We start from the raw sequence: 17,566 nt of genomic DNA on the forward strand, positions 1-17,566 counted from the left end.
GTAACCTTCTACTTACAACTATCAAGTTTTTTCTATAAATAAAGCTGGAGCGAAGGGCAATGCGCCTGTATAATGCATCGGCAATATTTTATCCGTTCTCACTAACCTTAGGTTGAGATATTGCCATGCTACGAATTGCAAAAGAAGCCCTCACGTTCGACGATGTTTTACTGGTTCCTGCCCACTCTACAGTGCTGCCTAACACGGCTTCGCTGACTACTCAATTGACGAAAAACATTCGCCTGAATATCCCAATGCTGTCTGCTGCAATGGATACCGTGACCGAAGCCCGTTTAGCAATTGCACTGGCTCAAGAAGGCGGTTTAGGTTTTATCCACAAGAACATGACCATTGAGCGCCAAGCGGAAGAAGTACGTAAGGTGAAAAAATACGAAAGTGGTATCGTCACCGATCCACAAACTGTATTACCTACCACTACGCTACGTGAAGTGAAAGAGTTAACTGAAATTAATGGTTTCGCCGGTTACCCAGTCGTTAACGCACAAAATGAGCTGGTGGGGATCATCACTGGCCGTGATGTCCGTTTTGTGACCGACCTCAATCAAGCGGTTAGCACTTTCATGACGCCAAAAGAGCGTTTGGTCACGGTGAAAGAAGGCGACGCACGCGAAATCGTCCTGCAGAAAATGCATGAAAATCGTGTCGAAAAAGCGCTAGTTGTTGATGATGCTTTCCACCTTCGTGGCATGATTACCGTTAAGGATTTCCAAAAGGCTGAACGTAAGCCTAACGCCTGTAAAGACTCCCAAGGTCGTTTACGCGTTGGCGCAGCCGTCGGTGCGGGTGCAGGTAACGAAGAACGCGTCGATGCTTTAGTGGCTGCAGGGGTCGATGTGCTATTGATCGACTCGTCACATGGCCATTCTGAAGGTGTTCTACAACGTATTCGTGAAACCCGTGCGAAATATCCTGACTTAGAAATCATCGGTGGTAATGTTGCGACTGCAGCAGGCGCTAAAGCCCTTGCTGATGCTGGCGTCAGTGCCGTTAAAGTCGGAATTGGCCCTGGCTCAATCTGTACTACACGTATCGTCACCGGCGTTGGTGTTCCACAAATCACCGCGGTCTCTGATGCCGTTGCTGCGCTTGAAGGGACGGGTATTCCCGTCGTTGCAGATGGCGGGATCCGTTTCTCCGGTGATATCGCTAAAGCGATCGCCGCGGGCGCCGCAGCGGTTATGGTCGGTTCAATGTTAGCGGGTACTGATGAGTCCCCAGGCGAAATCGAACTTTATCAAGGTCGTTCTTACAAATCCTACCGTGGTATGGGCTCTTTAGGCGCGATGTCTAAAGGCTCTTCTGACCGTTATTTCCAAACTGATAACGCGGCAGACAAATTGGTGCCAGAAGGGATTGAAGGTCGTGTCGCCTACAAAGGTCACTTAAAAGAGATTATTCATCAGCAGATGGGCGGCCTGCGTTCATGCATGGGCTTAACTGGCTGTGCGACCATTGATGACTTAAGGACTAAAGCAGAATTTGTCCGTATCAGTGGTGCAGGTATCTCGGAAAGTCACGTTCACGATGTTACTATTACCAAAGAAGCACCAAATTATCGTATGGGGTCTTAATCCCGACTGACTTTGCGCCCGGCGATTGCCGGGCGCGTCATTTCATAACGCTATCGCCTGGAAAATTTTAATGACGACAGAAAATATCCACAAACACCGTATTCTGATCCTCGACTTTGGTTCCCAGTATACGCAGCTGGTCGCACGTCGCGTGCGGGAGTTGGGCGTGTACTGTGAATTATGGGCTTGGGATGTGACCGAAGCGCAGATCCGCGAATTTAACCCGAACGGTATTATTTTATCGGGTGGTCCGGAGAGCACAACGGAAAACAATAGCCCGCGCGCGCCAGAATATGTATTTACCGCGGGTGTTCCGGTATTAGGTGTCTGCTACGGTATGCAAACCATGGCAATGCAACTGGGTGGCCAAGTTCAAGGTTCCAACGAGCGTGAATTTGGTTATGCGCAAGTTGAAGTTGTGGCTGACAGTGCTTTGGTCCGTGATATCAAAGATAGCCTAACTGAGCAGGGCGCACCGATTCTTGATGTCTGGATGAGCCATGGCGATAAAGTCACCGCCATTCCTGCTGATTTCACCACCGTAGCCAGCACCGAAACGTGCCCGTTTGCCATTATGGCGAACGAAGAGAAGCGTTTCTACGGCGTACAGTTCCACCCAGAAGTGACCCACACACGTCAAGGTCAGCAATTGCTTGAGCGTTTCGTGCGTGATATCTGTCAGTGTGAAGCCCTGTGGACGCCAGCTAAGATTATCGACGATGCGGTCGAGCGCCTGCGTGAGCAAGTGGGTAACGATAAAGTTATCCTTGGCCTGTCCGGTGGGGTTGACTCCTCAGTGACGGCGCTGTTACTTCACCGCGCCATCGGCAAGCGTTTAACCTGCGTCTTCGTTGACAATGGGCTGTTACGTTTAAACGAAGCGGAACAAGTGATGGAGATGTTTGGCGATCGTTTCGGTCTAAACATTATCCATGTTGAAGCGGAAAAACGTTTCCTCGATGCTCTTGCAGGAATCGACGAACCAGAAGCTAAGCGTAAAACCATCGGCCGTGTCTTTGTAGAAGTGTTCGATGAAGAAGCGTTAAAACTCGAAGATGTGAAATGGTTAGCGCAAGGAACTATCTACCCAGACGTTATCGAATCTGCCGCATCTGCGACGGGTAAAGCGCACGTGATTAAATCACACCACAATGTGGGTGGCTTACCGAAAGAGATGAAGATGGGACTGGTTGAGCCGCTGAAAGAGCTGTTCAAAGACGAAGTCCGTAAAATTGGTCTAGAGTTAGGCCTGCCGTTCGAGATGCTATATCGTCATCCTTTCCCAGGTCCAGGCCTTGGCGTACGTGTACTGGGAGAAGTGAAGAAAGAGTATTGCGATCTGCTACGTCGTGCTGATGCAATCTTTATCGAAGAGCTGCACAAAGCCAAGCTATACGATAAAGTCAGTCAAGCCTTCACCGTCTTCTTACCAGTACGTTCAGTCGGTGTAATGGGCGATGGGCGTAAATACGATTGGGTTGTCTCGCTGCGTGCGGTAGAAACCATCGACTTTATGACCGCGCACTGGGCACATCTGCCATACGATTTCTTGGGCCGTGTCTCTAACCGCATTATCAACGAAGTTAACGGTATTTCCCGCGTCGTTTACGATATCAGTGGTAAACCGCCCGCGACGATTGAGTGGGAATGATATTCTGGCTAATCTAGCCTAATCCCTTGAGAATACAGAAGGCTCTTATACCTTCAACTTCCCATCGGTTCAGGTTGACGGTGATTGGCCTGACGGTGGTAATACGGACATCATTCAGGTTCAGTTGAATATCACTGACTCAGATACGCCGCCAACTATCACCCGCAAGGCTGCTACTTAACCAGCATCACAATAACCTAAAACAATTTGCCCGTTTCGCTCTGCATAGCGTCACGGGTCTTTTTTATGCAGAGGTAATATGTGAATTATCAATAAGCGCTTAGGCGCAGATGGAAACCGCTGGATTGAGCCAATTAAAGGCCTAAAACTAAAGGTCGGGAGTGTTGAGTCTCACGATTGCAAGTCACGTCAGGCCATCCTCCGCCGCCATATCGACAGATTGGATGCTGCGCTAAATGTTGGCACCAAGGAATTCGACCTATCGGCTATTGGTGATGTGGATTCACTCGACGACTTACTGCTCGATACCTGCTCAAAATACAGGGGGTTGGTGAGATTGTGGATGGCAAAGAAGTAGCCATTGAATACACTCCAGAGAGTGGTCTGGCCCTGCTGAAACAAAAGCCAGAGCTATACTGGTCAATCCTAAGGACTGGTTCTGACATCGCTCAAGGCATTAAAGAGAAGAAAGATGATGCCGTGGGAAAGCCCTAGCCGCGCAGAAGTGGCTAAACCGATACTCTGGTCCTGAAGGTGAGCGCAACCGATGGCGAGAGGAAAAGTTGGGATTTAAGCCAGCTGATGAGCCGGGGATTGATGAGTTAACAGGTCTTATTCTCTCTGCCTATGCAGTAATTAGCCGCGGCAGGCAGTATATCGGCATGGAAGCTACACCTCTGCCTCTGTCATTGGGTGATATCGACACATATCTTCGCAGCAGACCTATACAAATTAATCGCGAACTTGATATTTGCACTGGATGATGTTTATCGTGAAGAGGTGATGAAGGGTGAGGAAGAGAGTTAAGAGAATGGGGGTGGTTAATTAATAAGCTAATCATGGTAGTATTCACAAATATCGGCCCAACTGAGTAAATATCATGATTAAACTATCTAGGCTATTGCCTTGCATTCTAGCTTTATCTTTACCTGTCACCACCCTAGCAGCAGAGACATTTAACTATACCTGCAATGGTAAGGAGATGAAAGCATCTTTTCCTGATACTGACCACGCAGTAATGCTATATGATGGAGAGTTATTCCTCCTCAAGTCAGTAGTTTCAGCTAGCGGGGCGAGGTATCTTGGCGATGGTTGGCAACTTTGGTCAGCTAAAGATGACATAACTCTGACCAAGTTAACTAAAGAGCAGACCGAAAATGATGATGTGCCGATGGGGCATGAGATTGAATGCCAAGAAATAGACGCAGCATCATTAACCCCTTAGTAATAAATCTTGATGCAGGTAAGCCACCTACGGGTGGCTTTTTTGTGCACGGTTACTCGGGCTTTTTGTCGTCTTTTCTATGTTGCGCAAGAAATATTCCAGCATCATGAGCTCTGGACATCAATTCTTCTAATTGCTCGATTCTTTTCTCAATGTCACTTTTTTGTCTAATGGCCTGATATTCGACGTGATTATTAGACCGAATGTGCACTTGAGAGTGGACTGCTTTACCAATAACTATTATATCTGCACCACAAGCAACAAGAGGCCATGAATGATTAAGCGCCTTTAAATAGTACTTGCCTTGGTCTATTACAAGTTGCTTGAAAGTCGATTCATTCGAATCTCCTAAGGAAAATAGGCCAAAATCTCCATGCTTGATTTCGTGATTGGGAGCAATGGTGACAATAGTGCCATCTGGAAAGCTAATGTTTCCGTCACAGGTCATGGAATCGCCTTGAACTATGATTGCAAATGCATTTTCCCCAGCACCCTCTGGGCAGGGGATGAAGTCTATCGCAGATGATTCAGATGAGAACTCGTTAACAGCATGTGCCTGTACACTGGTATAAATAGGTATCAATGGAACAGTAATTGTCTTTCTGACATGTCTCACATCTGGGCCAGCCCCAGCCCCAGTAGCTAACCATTCTGATGTTGTCCCTAAAGCAGCTGCAAGGTTATGTAGTACTTTGTCCCTAGGCTTTGAGTCTCCAGCCTCATAAGCAGCAATCTGTCTACGCACAATGCCGACCGTATCAGCTAACTGCGCTTGCGTTAAGTCAAGGGCGACCCTTGCTATTGCCACCCTGTTAGAAAATGAGTCATTAATATTCATATGTGAAATATATAACCTCCTATTGACACAATATAATGTGTGATTAATAATCCAACCACACCGATGATGGTGTGAATAATAAAAGTGCATGAGGTGAATAATGGAATAGAAGAAAAAAGATATCAAGCCTATGGCGTACCGTATGACTCAGGAAGTTAAAGCCTTCGTTGATAGCAATGCAAAAAAGACTTATAGGTCTGCTCAGGGAATGATGGACTACTTGATTTCTAGAGTTATGGAGATGGAGAAGAAAGGTGAATTTATCATTCAGTAAATACAGCGAAGCCCAGAAGTGCGCTAACACTAACCGGGCCTCTAATGTCAGTAACTTTCGGAGAAACTAACGATGAACAGTATAGCAATTATCGAAGCAGTAAGCAGCACCTCTCTGTCATTTCACGGGCAGCACATTATCACTGCTATGGCGGTTGGCGTTGCTTATGTAGCAATGAAGCCAATTGTTGAAAATATTGGTCTCGACTGGAAAAGTCAGTACGCGAAGTTGAATTCTCAGCGTGAAAAGTTTGGGTGTGGTGATATCGCCATACCTACAAAAGGCGGTTTGCAGAAGATGATCTGCATCCCGCTAAAGAAACTCAACGGCTGGTTATTCAGTATCAACCCAGCAAAGGTCCGCGATGATATTCGTGACCGCTCTTGGTGACGGAAAAACATCAGGGAATAGTTCTGCTGGAGCGAAGCAGATAACAGGTGGTGCGACGGCACTTATCATCCCTAGGCGGCTCGTAAACATTAAAGGGAAAATAGGGGATGGTAGTGCTGGTCGAGCGATGACTAATTCCATGTCGTTCAACGGGAACACACTCACAGTAAACTATGACACCAACTATCCGAACAATAACCAGCTCACGCCAGCCGTAGTCGATATTTTTTCTGTCGACGGAGCGCAATCAGCGAGCGGGTACGGGTTAAGATTCACCAATAGCACCAATTTTCTCGAAATATCTGACACAAGCTACTTGGGGTTTGTGACGTGGGTAGGCACAGTTGATGTAAATGGCACCTGGGATCTTCCTAGCGATATTGTTTCTTTAGGAAATTATGTCGTATTTGCTAATTGGAACAATACAACTACGCCACTTTATTTAAACAGAGATGCAAACAGGATTAAAAGTTATACATCGTTCTCCAGTACACAGGGCTCGGTGATTGGTGGCAGCGTAACGGGTATAAGGATTGCCATCGTCAGTTGTGGATTCTCACCACAAAAGCCATCTTCAGGCTATGGCATAGTGATCCATAACGCGGCGGGGCAAATAACATTTAGCTCTAAGTGTGCGCCTGCAAAATGGAATGGCGTAGTATTTACTATGTCAGGATTTAAAAACTACGATACCAGCAACGGAGAAATTTTATCTTGGTCTGGCATTAGCGGCGGCAGTATAGCTCGAGCGCCCATGGTTCCATTATGCAGTATCGGGATGCAAACAGGGGATTACATCAGAGCATCTACTTACCGTCCGATTATGTATGCAGGAATGGAAATGATGGATCGCAGGCAACCTCTGCTAGAGGTGCTAGCAATGTTGGTGACCTAAAGATAGGTGACGTTAAGGCTATGCAAGTCGCCTGCATACTTCCTGCGCTTGATACTGCTGATTACTTTTAATCGATATACCTTTCATTTTTAACCCGCTTAGGCGGGTTTTTTATTATCTAAAATTAGGAGCCACACATGGCAGCGACTGGTACGATAGCGCTAAATAGGAATACACTTTTGGTTACGGGTTCAGGTACGAAATTCACCTCAGAAGCACAGGTGGGCGGGGCGATGGTAACGTACATTGACAATGTTCCTTTTACCTTTGTGATTGGTGAGATAACTAACGATACGTCGATCACTCTCACAGCCAAGTACAAAGGTAATAACGTATCAAGACAGTCTTTTTCATTAATTGATCGAGGAGCTTATACTGCTGTGACGGCAGAGCTTGGGGCGAGAACAGCTCAAGCGATTCGAGGGTTGAACTACGATAAGGCAAACTGGCAGCAGATTTTGACCGGTTCAGGAAATGTGACAGTGAACGTTCCTGATGGGAGCCAGTACACGGGGCCATCTTGGTTGTCGCTAGCGAACTCATTAAGTGGAATTAATGATAGCTTAGCCAAGAAAGCTAACTCATCGGATTTGGGCGATGCGGCTAAGAAAAATACAGGGACCACTTCAGGGATGTAGCTGCGGGGGATGATTCTCGGCTTAACACTGTTAATGGCAAGTCGGGGGGCACCCTAACATCCATTCAGTTTGTTGACAACGCTACTGGAATTAGTTTCTGCACAGAAAGCGAAGCGAATCATGATGGTAATAATCTTTACTGGGGTAGTTCGTATCTTAAATTTATGGCGGGTAAGAACAGGCCAAATGCTGTAACAAATGTGTATGAGTACGAAGATGTAGGAAATAACTCAGGCCTAAAATTGGAGGTTAACTACGCAAGCACAAAAAATGATTTTAACTTCCAAAATAACGGTACAGCTACAGCCGTTAACTGGTTATCTTCATCGGACAGCCGTATCAAAGATAACATCAAAGTTATCTCTAGCCCGCTTACTGACATGGTTAAATTCCGAGGTGCTACATGGGAACTCAAGATAGGTGGAGGAGGTAAAGGTATTGGATTCATCGCACAGGCTGTGCAGGAATATGATTCTGATTTGGTAACAACATCTGGCACGACTTACCTAGAAGATGGTACTTTAGTAAATGATACGCTGTCGGTTAATGCAGGCCAAATTGCAGCTGGGCTTCACCATGAGGCGATTCTCAATTTAATGTCAATCCAGCGAAAAGCCCTACTCGCACTATCTGATCTATCCATCTCAGATGAAGATAAGCAATCAGCTCTAATAGAATTAGCTACACTTATTCCAGACGAAAGTGAATACGCTGATCAATGAGAGGTAGCCATGGCTTTCCCATCCCGGCAATAGATTACGTTGAAGCACGAATCAATCTTAGAAACACTCTTTTTTTATTGGTCAAATTAGAGAAGTAGACGATGGTGTCAGTTGGAGTTAGTGGTCTAAATGTTGGAAAAAATTATTAATACTTTACAGTGCATAAATTCTTACTTTGCAACTAAAATGGGGAGGGGAGATTGAAACTCTATTCAATACAATATCTAAGGGGGTTGGCGGCGATACTGATTATTATCGCTCACAACTCATTTTTGTTAGGGGGATCGATTACAAAAATCATCCCAGGAGCACTAGGTGTTGATGTTTTTTTTATCATCAGCGGATTCATAATAGCCTTCATAACAAGCCAGCACCATGAACCGCCTATAACATTTGCAATAAAAAGAGTCTTCAGAATTTGGCCATGTCTATTTGTTGTATGGCTGCTTTCAACGCTTATTGTATATAAGTGGGGTAATGCGGATAAAACTGTTTGTGCATTGTATTTTTGCCTCCAGAATTTTAATTCACTGGGGCCAAGTTTTGGATATAGCCCATTGGGTCCATCATGGACACTTACTTATGAGATAACTTTCTACATCATATTTATGCTATCTATGATGATAAGCTATAGGTATAGAGTTTCAATTTGCATTCTTATAATTCTCTCGTTGATGACATCTCTACAGATGTTTTTCAACGAAAGTTTTTCATGGTCTTCCCAAGCTTCACTCAGGTTCATCAGTTTTGGTTGGTGGGGAGGCATTCTAAAAATACTAAGCAACACTATATTTATTGAGTTCATAATAGGTATGCTTTTGCATGAGTTTTTGAAAAAAATTCACAGATTTAAATCCTTAATGGTGTCTAGATTTTTCTTGTTAATCTTTGCTATAAGTTCAATAGCATCATTCGTTGTTGGTCCGCAAGTTTTCGGTGTTGAGGGTGGGATGACATTAGCGGTGTTGATTGTCACTTCTTTAGTTATCTCTGAATATCTCAGTGAATATTTTAACTTTAAGCCTTTATCATTCCTAGGTGATGTTTCATACTCAATTTATTTGGTTCATTACCCAGTTATGATGTTTTTTACTGATAAACATGGTTTCTTTTTTAATACTCTATCCCAATCTGTTTTATTTATTATATCCATATCTATTAGTATTTTACTGGCATATTTATTAAATATTCTAATTGAAAAGCCTTCAATACAGTTAGCAAGAAGCCTCGTTGGATTTATAGCTGATAGGATTGCGCTCAAGAAGACGTCAGATTGTTAAGAGTGGTGACTTTTATGGTGAAGGAATTGCCGAGAGGTGATGGTGAAGAGTTCCCTTATTGATAATGTGACTCAATTATTGATGAGTTTTAACTATTCAAAATACGCTCACTTTATAGTGGCGTCGGTATTAATGTCGGTATCTATAATTGATTATTGATTAATATTCATTAAATTCAGTGCTTTATTTGTTATTTAAATAATTGAGTGGTTAACGTCTAGCAATAGCTGGCACCACTAAGCAGTAAAACACTCTAAGCCCGCGTCATTGCGGGTTTTTTGTTTTTGTGTCTGGCATTTTCTAGCAACTATTAGCACTAACAAGCACGGTTTTTTCAATCGAATTTGTGATGATACTCTCAGGTTTCGAATTCAGCTTTTGAAAAATTGGTATGTGATAAATCTTGGTCGAGTTGTGGTGTTGCTTTAAATAACTCATTTAATAAAAGATAGTTAGTAAACTTATCTTTGTTTTTACAACATGCTCTTTCTTGATCAAGGAAAACAATCAGCCATGTTGACTGACACTACACTGTGCCACTTTAAACAGAAAGATAAACTTTAAACCTTTACCGAAAATGGCCTTTGAATTGATTTTGAACAAAGGCGGCCTGCTGACGGAGGCTAAGACAGAATACACTGTGGGTCGTTGAAAGCAGCCCAATATTGTGAGCTACTCTAAAAAATAAAGGGTTAACCGACAGAACCCCGAACAGGTTTACCTATGCGGCTTAACATATTCACCAACGCATCAATAGTAAATTTGTTGGTCTTTTTGTTTACCACATCAGAGACACGCGGACGTGAAATATGTAAAACGGTGGCAACGTCTGCCTGTTTCATGTTTTTGTCAGAGATCCAGAGGGTAATCTCTTCCATCAATTTCTCTTTGATGGCAAGTGTATTTTCAATTTTGCGTAAGGAGTTAGCGTGAAGCGCTTTGGCCTCCTGCTCGTCAAAACCTAGGCCGGCAAAGATGTTGCCGCCGGCAGGTGTGATATGACGAATTTCAGTGTCTATTTCCTATTTCAATAAGAACATGAATCTACTGAAAAGAGATGGCAGCTTGGTGATTATTGGTTTTATGGGAGGAAACTTAGTCAATAATTTTGATATCACAAACATGATGATTAAGCGTATTGCGATTACGGGTTCAACCATGCGTGGCCGAAATCTAGAGGAAAAAAGAGTTATCGCTGAACAGTTAAAAGAAAAAGTCTGCCTGCTTTAGAGAAGGGGCATTGTAAACGCATTATTTACGCCACTTATCCATTAGAAGAGATCGCTAAAGCACATGAGTACTTAGATACAGGTAATCATATTGGAAAAGTTGTCATTACGATGTGATTATTGATACCGCTTATCCCGCACTATGCGGGATGAGTAATAAATTGACAACCGTTCTCACTTTTAATGGTACTAAATATAGAGAGAAAGTCCCTATATCCCTTGGTTATTAAAAATCGAAACTTCCAATTATACTGATGGTTTTTTTATCATCCTGATAACGTCTTTTAATCACTTCCCGAAGCTGTCTCGCAGTGAGGCAAACGATATCAATTTGCTTTTCAATATCCCGTTGTTGTACTTGAGGTAGAATCGAGTCCCATTCACTGGCTAGGTGCTGACAATTTTCAGCGTTAATAATGAAATCTTGAAGTATAGATTCTTTTTTATCAATCGCTTGAACTGAAAAAAATAATGAAAGTAAAATAGGGCATATTATATATTTAACCATTTCAATATCCATCAATAGACCAGTGTGGTTTATCTTTATTACCACCGTGATACTTAATAACGCCAAATGACTGACTTATAATATGAAGTTCTTTATTCATCCCATCATGAGGTAAGCTTGTAATCTTGCAGGGCTTTCCTTTTCGATCTTTAATTTCGATATTTCCATGCCAAGTCAGTAACATATCAATTGCATACCCTTCAGTGTGTCTGCTGGTTAACGAAGGGGCCACATTAAGGTTCGTCATACCGTATGCTTTGACCATTTCTTTTGCTGCAACAATGCTCTGAGTCAGATTTATCGAACCATAAGAGTTCACATGTACCCAGTCAATATTTACACCAATTTTATACGGAATATGTTGTGGCTTAACAAGGTTACGAGATAATTTCCATGACCAGTGCATAAGATAAGCACGTTCTGAAGGTCTAAGTTTCGAGGTAATAACGACATTAATGCCAGCATCTTGCATGCTTTCTAAATAACGTTTTACTTTATCTCTAAATGGCTGACTCAATGATTCTACCCAATGACTTCCTGAGAAGTTTGAAACCCATACCCGTCCACTGGGTTTTTCATTAACCACCTATATAAAGAATTTATTGGGGAATCTAACTGAGTTGTTGATAATAATAATTTCTTTATGTTAAATACATAGGAATGATACATTAAAAATTTTTGACATCAGTAATTATCATTCAATTATTCTATTTTATTCATATTATGAGACTATAACTGACTCGTAAGGAAGTGCTTAAAAACGATAACTTATTAACTTTCTCAAACTCTGCGCTATTTCGGCTTTTATGCCAAAAGTACTTTATTTTCAGCAATTAGTCCCTCTAGAAAATCCACCACCGCTCTGACCCGACGTGAGTTTGCCAAATCTGAATGAATAGCTAGCCAGATAGGTTGATCACAACCTAGTTGTTGCTGCACACAGACCAAATTTCTTTTTGTAGCAATAAAATGAGGAAGTATTGCCATCCCAATGCCAGCCTCCACAGCACTGATCTGTGCAGATAAACTGGTCGTCGTCAGGCGATGAGGCCTACCTTTTACTCTTTTTGTTAACCACTGCGCGGCGGGTAAGTGTTGCTGCGTCTCTGACCAACCAATGAAATCGTCATGCTCGAAAGAGAGGATAGAAGTGCCGGGATTTTGTCGGGTCGTTAAATAGGAGTGCGAAGCGTAAAGGCCGAATCCTAGTAACCCAAGTTGACGAATACTCACATTACCGCGGTTTGGTCTCACCATTCGTAAGGCAATATCCGCATCACGTCGGTGTAGGTTAGTGGTGGACACACTGGTGACGATCTCCAGCGTCAACATAGGGTGATCAGCGATAAGTTTCGGCAAAGCTGGGGTAATCAGGTAATCCGCTAACCCTTGGGCGGTCGCTAAGCGGACATGGCCCTTCACTTGATCGTGATTACGATATGCTGCCTCACCAAATGCCATACCGGCTTGTTCTAACGCTTCAGCTGGAGAAATAAGGTCCCGACCCTCGTCGGTGAGGGTATAGCCCTGTTGGTCGCGAGTGAACAGACGAATTTGCAGTGATGATTCTAAGCGATCCAAACGACGAGATATCGTGGCAATGCCCACAGTCAATTGTTTTGCGGCGCCACTTAAAGTGCCTTCTCTGGCAATGGCAAGAAACACGCGAGTATCTTCCCAATTAATAGACGGGCGATTCATTACCTTTCCATTTACGGAAAATTGATTTGGTTTTTTGTGCATAGATATCCCCTGTTACGGAAAATATACTGTTTATCTCACTATTAACCAAGGGATAACCATTATGCAAGATTATGTATTAGGGAAGGGACGTCATATCGTTCCCCTTTCTAAGACAAAGCAGATAACGCGCTTAATCACTCATTTAAAGGTCGCAGACGTGATGCTGACGGTAGAGGTGGGCGCCCAGACAGCTCCAGCCTTTCAGCCGTTCAGGGAACACTATTCAATTAAAGGTATGAAGGGGATTATCCTATGAGCCCGGCAAGCTCTACCACTTGGCGTGAGTGGGTTGCTGTTTTTATGCTAGGTATCGCTTCATTCACGGTGGTGACTGCTGAACTCGCGCCTATAGGGATGTTGTCTGCAATAGCACAAGCACTGCATCAGAAGACGAGTACGGCGGGAGTCGTGGTGACCTTGTATGCCTGGGTGGGAGCAGCTGCCGCGCTAGCTTCCGTGACGATGATTAGTCATTTACCGCGTAGACCATTATTAATCGGACTCATGCTAGTGTTGGGCCTATCGAATGGCGTGGCAGCAATGAGTCATCAATTTAATCTGTTGTTAGTGGCCAGACTGATGGGTGCCCTCGCTCATGGGGTATTCTGGGCCATAATTGGGTCCTTAGGAGCTAAATTGGTCTCAGATAGTCATGTAGGCAAAGCGACTGCGATTGTCTTTGGCGGAGTCTCTATCGCGAGTGTTTTAGGTGTCCCGCTTATTAATTGGATCAGTGCGCATGCTGACTGGCGTTGGTCATTTTCGCTTTTAGCGAGCCTATCTATCATCACAGCGATATTGCTGGCGATATCCCTGCCCGCAGTCTCAGGTGCAGCTCCTATAGAAAGAAGAGAACTCTTATCAGTGGTTAAAAATCCGAGACTAAGAATTGTCTACATGATTGCCGGTTGCAGTATTGTCGCGCACTTTGCTGCCTTCACGTTTATCGAGACACTCCTCTCTTCAGTGCTTGCTCTGCCAGAGACTTGGGTTACTCTTTATCTACTCATATTTGGTGTTGCAGGAGTGATAGGTAATATCATTTGTGGGGTATTCATCGATAGCCACTTGAAGAAAGTGCTTGGCGTTGGATTGTTATTGGTAGGTTGTTGTTTACTATTGATCAACTCTCCTATGTTCAATAGCAGAGTCAGCATATTACCCCTTTTAGCTGGTTGGGGGCTTGGTGTAGCGATATTGTTTGTAGGCTTTCAGACATGGATTTTACGAGTAGCAAAGGAAGATGCTCTACCCGCTTCAGCGATTTATGCTGCTATATTCAATGGGGCAGTGGGCTTCGGAGCAATATTAGGTACAGGGGTTTTAGCGCATTGGAGCCTGAGTATACTTTACTATTTAACGTCGATAATAACGTTGATAAGCCTAATTTTACTCTGTATAGCTCGTAAGAGATTAACGTTATAAGCAACAGGAGTAGATCATGTTTCATTGACTTTACCGTCTAAGGCTAAGATATAGTAGAATAAATGGTGCATAATTCCGCGAAGAGATTTTGATTAGTCACTTTTTATTATAGGGTGGTGATTGTTTCTATACTATTTCACTCCCTATCTTTCTTTGATGTAATTAACCAAGATAACCAATAAAAAAAGAGGCCACAGAAAAAAACCAAAAGAAGCACTGTTATTCTCTCAAAACCATTGAAGAGAATTAATGAAATGATCGAAAATAAAGATACGAAGACAATAATAGTGGTCATTAATATCGAAGAGATAAATTTTCGACATAGTCTAATTAATCTTAATATAAACTTTCATACACCGATGAATAATTTACTGAAAATGGTTTATTAAAAAACGATAATGGGCGATAGGTTTGTTAAATAAAAAATACAGCATATCGAGCTCTGGATTATACAGCTTTACCCATAACTTAGGGTGTTTAACTTTTAAATTTCTCGAAGATTTCGCTGCACGGGAAAGTAATCCCTGAATCAATATCCCACCCGTCAATGAACCCACTCCTCATAAATCAAGCCTTATTCAATAACAAAGAGAGTTAAAATAAAAGATTGATATATAAATACATATAGGATATTTACATTCATCTGAAATTTTCAAATATCAATAATATACTTTTTATTACTGGTTTATTATCACACTCTTATTTCACTTTCCCTCAGGACATTAAAATAATACATCTTGTTAGATTGAAGAGTTACTATTGGTAATCGTGAATGGCTAAATAAGAACGTATAATTCTTTTAATTAATGTGACAGTTATTTATCCACTGCTCTCTTAATAGATAATCATGAAAATAGCTTACCATCGATTATCCATTCTCACTCCATCAGACCCGAACCTTATAAAGGCAGGAATGTTTCGTGCAAATGTCGCCACTGTAATCTGCCTTGTTCATGAGAAAAGACCAAGGTGGAATAGCGTAAGGTACCAGGCTTATCTGGGAAGTCTTGCCGTTCTTTATAGGCAATAATCGCATTTTTCTCGTCTTCAGCGATCAGAATGAAGTCAAAAAGCGTGATCTTCAGCCCAGGGCGTGATCCTTGTTGTTGCTCGAAAAAGTCGACGAGTTGTTGATGGTCAAATATCGCTCCAGTGGGCGCAATCATGATAAAGTCATGGTCGAATCGAGAGAGCAGCTGTAAGCGTTTATCGCCACTGGTATCCTGTTTACCTAGCACATCACTGATCAGGTGGTGGGCATCAATCACTTCTTGGAAATAACGATTCATTATGTCCTCTATTGTTGTCGGAATAGTTAAAAGGGCAGTGGACTTTCTAGCGCCATGGGCATGCCAGAAAGGGGATGCTGGAAGCTTATCGCGCTGGCGTGAAGCATCAGTCGTGGGGGCGGTGCTAAGTTTGGATAATCACGACCACCATACAGGTCACAGCCCAAAATAGGATAGCCCAAATATTGGCAGTGGATCCGTAATTGATGTGTACGGCCTGTTAACGGCGACAGTTTCACTTGAGTGATCGGCAGTGTCGGGCCGGAACTCAACGGATACTCAATGCGTTGCTCCACCTCATAACGAGATTGCGCCGGTTTACCTGTCGTTGCGTCGATGCGCATGAGTGGGAAGTTTTGCGGATCTTTTGCAATAGGTGCATCAATGATCCCGCTATGATTCGAAAGATGGCCGCAAAGCAAAGCATGATAAGTCTTGTCGACAGAACGTTCACTGAATTGCTGGCTAAGGGCCGCCGTACTGGCTTTATTCAACCCAACGAGCATAAGACCTGAGGTCCCAAAATCGAGTCGATGCACCAGCGTACACCCCGGAAACTGTTGAAGTAGACGGTAATGAACCGAATCCCAATTAAGCGGGTTTTTACCTGAAAGGCTTAATAATCCGCTGGGCTTATTAATAACAAGTAATGCTTCATCCTGATAGAGGATTTCGATTGCGGCCTCGCAGGGTGGGGCGATAAAAGTATCGATAATACTCGCCATGATGGTCTCAGCGGTGACAGATTAGGTAAAGAGGATAAGTGATTTTACGCTTGAGGTGAAGCCTCCTCATACTCTGTCGAGGCGTACAACAGGTTATCTTTCAACTGTTTTACTGAACTAGGATGAAATCTTAGCTAATTTAAATCTAATTATTTGAATAAGATTAGCAATTGTTTTTGATAGTTAATCCCAGAGGTACTGCTTAATATAGCGGGTATCGCAACGATAATGTATTCGAAACCCGTAAAACTAAGGAATATACCCATGGAATAGATCAAAAAAATTGTCGCCATTTTCACCCTGACTCTCGCCTCATTCACAGCTTCCGCGCAAAGCGTTACCGTATATGCCGCTACCCTCGATGAAGCCGAAAGTCTCGTCGCCACGCAAGCCAAGCAAGCAGGTGCCTCTTACATAATTTCGGAAACACATTTTAATAATGGTGTGCATAGGACCGCTAAACTGTCCCCTAAGCCCTAGGGTATAGCTGGCTTGGCATTGTCAGCAAACTATCGCCCTTCATCTATACTTATTATTTATACCAATGATTGAGGAGGTAGCATGGCTGGGGGATGGGCGGAAGATGGCGCAGTTCAAAAGCAGATTGATGACACCGTCGACGATGCTATCGCGCAGGCGAGGAGTCAGCTCCACCACGGTGAAAGCGCTGAATTTTGCGAGGGCTGTGGTGAACCTATACCACTTGCTCGCCGCCAAGCTTTACCGGGAGTGATCTATTGTGTTAACTGCCAAGATGCACAGGATAAGAAAATGTCTGCGGCGAGCGGTATCAATCGCCGCGGGAGTAAAGATAGTCAGTTGCGCTAGACGGCGATATGCCGTTGAGGCGCTCTTTGATGGCGATAAGATGCCATTGTTGCGGCTTCTTACTTGATTGTAGTGCAGGATAGCTGAGAATAAAAAATTTAAGGTAAATTTACCTTTGGATATATCAACACTTA

The 17,566-nt window shown here is 43.3% G+C and carries 20 protein-coding genes and 2 pseudogenes; 15 read left to right on the top strand and 7 right to left on the bottom strand.

Annotation, left to right across the window (positions count from 1 at the left end):
- Nucleotides 1-125: 125 nt before the first annotated feature.
- From guaB to MKR94_RS12460, 5 genes and pseudogenes are all read left to right on the top strand, one after another.
- Nucleotides 126-1,592: an IMP dehydrogenase gene (gene guaB, locus MKR94_RS12445; RefSeq protein ID WP_241626832.1), complete on the top strand. Its 1,467-nt coding sequence runs from the start codon at nucleotides 126-128 to the stop codon at nucleotides 1,590-1,592.
- 70 nt (nucleotides 1,593-1,662) lie between these two features.
- On the top strand, nucleotides 1,663-3,243 hold the full coding sequence (gene guaA, locus MKR94_RS12450; protein WP_241647193.1) for a glutamine-hydrolyzing GMP synthase: 1,581 nt from the start codon (nucleotides 1,663-1,665) through the stop codon (nucleotides 3,241-3,243).
- Nucleotides 3,244-3,265: 22 nt separating this feature from the next.
- Nucleotides 3,266-3,424 (top strand): annotated as a pseudogene (locus MKR94_RS17460) (phage tail tube protein); the annotation flags it as partial.
- Between the two features lie 338 nt (nucleotides 3,425-3,762).
- On the top strand, nucleotides 3,763-3,918 hold the full coding sequence (locus tag MKR94_RS16995) for a hypothetical protein (protein WP_277755659.1): 156 nt from the start codon (nucleotides 3,763-3,765) through the stop codon (nucleotides 3,916-3,918).
- Between the two features lie 385 nt (nucleotides 3,919-4,303).
- A complete protein-coding gene (locus tag MKR94_RS12460) occupies nucleotides 4,304-4,648 on the top strand; it encodes an MliC family protein (protein ID WP_241647194.1) in 345 nt (114 codons plus the stop codon).
- 52 nt (nucleotides 4,649-4,700) lie between these two features.
- On the opposite strand, the gene MKR94_RS12465 is transcribed toward MKR94_RS12460, so the two are convergent.
- A complete protein-coding gene (locus MKR94_RS12465) occupies nucleotides 4,701-5,486 on the bottom strand; it encodes a LexA family protein (RefSeq protein ID WP_241647195.1) in 786 nt (261 codons plus the stop codon).
- A gap of 346 nt (nucleotides 5,487-5,832) precedes the next feature.
- Between MKR94_RS12465 and MKR94_RS12470 the strand changes: the two are divergent.
- From MKR94_RS12470 to MKR94_RS12490, 5 genes and pseudogenes are all read left to right on the top strand, one after another.
- Nucleotides 5,833-6,141: pseudogene (locus tag MKR94_RS12470) on the top strand (phage antirepressor N-terminal domain-containing protein); the annotation flags it as partial.
- Nucleotides 6,125-7,045, top strand: a complete 921-nt coding sequence (locus MKR94_RS12475) for a DUF6453 family protein (RefSeq protein WP_241647196.1) — start codon at nucleotides 6,125-6,127, stop codon at nucleotides 7,043-7,045. The pseudogene MKR94_RS12470 and the gene MKR94_RS12475, both read left to right, overlap by 17 nt.
- Before the next feature lie 137 nt (nucleotides 7,046-7,182).
- Nucleotides 7,183-7,683, top strand: coding sequence for a hypothetical protein (locus MKR94_RS12480; protein WP_241647197.1), 501 nt, complete (start codon nucleotides 7,183-7,185; stop codon nucleotides 7,681-7,683).
- Between the two features lie 164 nt (nucleotides 7,684-7,847).
- Nucleotides 7,848-8,405 carry a tail fiber domain-containing protein gene (locus MKR94_RS12485; RefSeq protein ID WP_241647198.1) on the top strand — a complete coding sequence of 186 codons (558 nt, stop codon included), beginning with the start codon at nucleotides 7,848-7,850 and terminating at the stop codon, nucleotides 8,403-8,405.
- Between the two features lie 200 nt (nucleotides 8,406-8,605).
- On the top strand, nucleotides 8,606-9,685 hold the full coding sequence (locus MKR94_RS12490) for an acyltransferase family protein (protein ID WP_241647199.1): 1,080 nt from the start codon (nucleotides 8,606-8,608) through the stop codon (nucleotides 9,683-9,685).
- 692 nt (nucleotides 9,686-10,377) lie between these two features.
- Here MKR94_RS12490 and MKR94_RS12495 read toward each other — a convergent pair.
- Nucleotides 10,378-10,704 (bottom strand): helix-turn-helix domain-containing protein, encoded by a 327-nt coding sequence (locus tag MKR94_RS12495; protein ID WP_241647225.1) that lies wholly within the window; start codon nucleotides 10,702-10,704, stop codon nucleotides 10,378-10,380.
- Here MKR94_RS12495 and MKR94_RS12500 point away from each other — a divergent pair.
- Nucleotides 10,697-10,915 (top strand): MDR/zinc-dependent alcohol dehydrogenase-like family protein, encoded by a 219-nt coding sequence (locus MKR94_RS12500; RefSeq protein ID WP_241647201.1) that lies wholly within the window; start codon nucleotides 10,697-10,699, stop codon nucleotides 10,913-10,915. The two genes, MKR94_RS12495 and MKR94_RS12500, sit on opposite strands and share 8 nt — an antisense overlap.
- A 23-nt stretch (nucleotides 10,916-10,938) precedes the next feature.
- Nucleotides 10,939-11,031 (top strand): zinc-binding dehydrogenase, encoded by a 93-nt coding sequence (locus MKR94_RS12505; protein ID WP_241647226.1) that lies wholly within the window; start codon nucleotides 10,939-10,941, stop codon nucleotides 11,029-11,031.
- 109 nt (nucleotides 11,032-11,140) lie between these two features.
- On the opposite strand, the gene MKR94_RS12510 is transcribed toward MKR94_RS12505, so the two are convergent.
- The 3 genes from MKR94_RS12510 to MKR94_RS12520 all read right to left on the bottom strand — a co-directional run bounded on the left by MKR94_RS12510 (nucleotide 11,141) and on the right by MKR94_RS12520 (nucleotide 13,123).
- Nucleotides 11,141-11,434, bottom strand: a complete 294-nt coding sequence (locus MKR94_RS12510) for a hypothetical protein (protein WP_241647202.1) — start codon at nucleotides 11,432-11,434, stop codon at nucleotides 11,141-11,143.
- Nucleotides 11,424-11,939: a peptidoglycan-binding domain-containing protein gene (locus tag MKR94_RS12515; protein ID WP_241647203.1), complete on the bottom strand. Its 516-nt coding sequence runs from the start codon at nucleotides 11,937-11,939 to the stop codon at nucleotides 11,424-11,426. The genes MKR94_RS12510 and MKR94_RS12515 overlap by 11 nt, the downstream gene beginning before the upstream one ends.
- A 287-nt stretch (nucleotides 11,940-12,226) precedes the next feature.
- Entirely contained in the window at nucleotides 12,227-13,123 is an 897-nt protein-coding gene (locus MKR94_RS12520; protein WP_241647204.1) for a LysR family transcriptional regulator, read from the bottom strand.
- A 103-nt stretch (nucleotides 13,124-13,226) separates the two neighbouring features.
- On the opposite strand from MKR94_RS12520, the gene MKR94_RS12525 reads away from it, so the two are divergent.
- Complete coding sequence (locus tag MKR94_RS12525) at nucleotides 13,227-13,421, top strand: hypothetical protein (RefSeq protein ID WP_241647205.1); 195 nt, start codon at nucleotides 13,227-13,229, stop codon at nucleotides 13,419-13,421.
- On the top strand, nucleotides 13,418-14,590 hold the full coding sequence (locus MKR94_RS12530) for an MFS transporter (protein WP_241647206.1): 1,173 nt from the start codon (nucleotides 13,418-13,420) through the stop codon (nucleotides 14,588-14,590). Before MKR94_RS12525 ends, MKR94_RS12530 begins: the two co-directional genes overlap by 4 nt.
- Nucleotides 14,591-15,489: 899 nt before the next feature.
- Here the strand turns inward: MKR94_RS12530 and MKR94_RS12535 are convergent.
- On the bottom strand, nucleotides 15,490-15,879 hold the full coding sequence (locus MKR94_RS12535) for a DUF4440 domain-containing protein (protein WP_241647207.1): 390 nt from the start codon (nucleotides 15,877-15,879) through the stop codon (nucleotides 15,490-15,492).
- Between the two features lie 26 nt (nucleotides 15,880-15,905).
- Nucleotides 15,906-16,604, bottom strand: coding sequence for an RluA family pseudouridine synthase (locus MKR94_RS12540; protein WP_241647208.1), 699 nt, complete (start codon nucleotides 16,602-16,604; stop codon nucleotides 15,906-15,908).
- 561 nt (nucleotides 16,605-17,165) lie between these two features.
- Between MKR94_RS12540 and MKR94_RS12550 the strand changes: the two genes are divergently transcribed.
- On the top strand, nucleotides 17,166-17,432 hold the full coding sequence (locus MKR94_RS12550; RefSeq protein WP_241647209.1) for a DksA/TraR family C4-type zinc finger protein: 267 nt from the start codon (nucleotides 17,166-17,168) through the stop codon (nucleotides 17,430-17,432).
- The last annotated feature ends 134 nt before the right edge of the window (nucleotides 17,433-17,566 follow it).

This window comes from Rosenbergiella metrosideri, assembly GCF_022602565.1.
GTDB lineage: Bacteria > Pseudomonadota > Gammaproteobacteria > Enterobacterales > Enterobacteriaceae > Rosenbergiella > Rosenbergiella metrosideri.

Excerpts from the sequence above, each read along its gene's own strand:
- guaB (WP_241626832.1), top strand. The coding sequence starts at position 126 with ATGCTACGAATTGCAAAAGAAGCCCTCACGTTCGACGATGTTTTACTG.
- guaA (WP_241647193.1), top strand. The coding sequence starts at position 1,663 with ATGACGACAGAAAATATCCACAAACACCGTATTCTGATCCTCGACTTT.
- MKR94_RS12460 (WP_241647194.1), top strand. The coding sequence starts at position 4,304 with ATGATTAAACTATCTAGGCTATTGCCTTGCATTCTAGCTTTATCTTTA.
- MKR94_RS12465 (WP_241647195.1), bottom strand. The coding sequence starts at position 5,486 with ATGAATATTAATGACTCATTTTCTAACAGGGTGGCAATAGCAAGGGTC.
- MKR94_RS12475 (WP_241647196.1), top strand. The coding sequence starts at position 6,125 with ATGATATTCGTGACCGCTCTTGGTGACGGAAAAACATCAGGGAATAGT.
- MKR94_RS12480 (WP_241647197.1), top strand. The coding sequence starts at position 7,183 with ATGGCAGCGACTGGTACGATAGCGCTAAATAGGAATACACTTTTGGTT.
- MKR94_RS12485 (WP_241647198.1), top strand. The coding sequence starts at position 7,848 with ATGGCGGGTAAGAACAGGCCAAATGCTGTAACAAATGTGTATGAGTAC.
- MKR94_RS12510 (WP_241647202.1), bottom strand. The coding sequence starts at position 11,434 with ATGGATATTGAAATGGTTAAATATATAATATGCCCTATTTTACTTTCA.
- MKR94_RS12520 (WP_241647204.1), bottom strand. The coding sequence starts at position 13,123 with ATGAATCGCCCGTCTATTAATTGGGAAGATACTCGCGTGTTTCTTGCC.
- MKR94_RS12525 (WP_241647205.1), top strand. The coding sequence starts at position 13,227 with ATGCAAGATTATGTATTAGGGAAGGGACGTCATATCGTTCCCCTTTCT.
- MKR94_RS12530 (WP_241647206.1), top strand. The coding sequence starts at position 13,418 with ATGAGCCCGGCAAGCTCTACCACTTGGCGTGAGTGGGTTGCTGTTTTT.
- MKR94_RS12535 (WP_241647207.1), bottom strand. The coding sequence starts at position 15,879 with ATGAATCGTTATTTCCAAGAAGTGATTGATGCCCACCACCTGATCAGT.
- MKR94_RS12540 (WP_241647208.1), bottom strand. The coding sequence starts at position 16,604 with ATGGCGAGTATTATCGATACTTTTATCGCCCCACCCTGCGAGGCCGCA.
- MKR94_RS12550 (WP_241647209.1), top strand. The coding sequence starts at position 17,166 with ATGGCTGGGGGATGGGCGGAAGATGGCGCAGTTCAAAAGCAGATTGAT.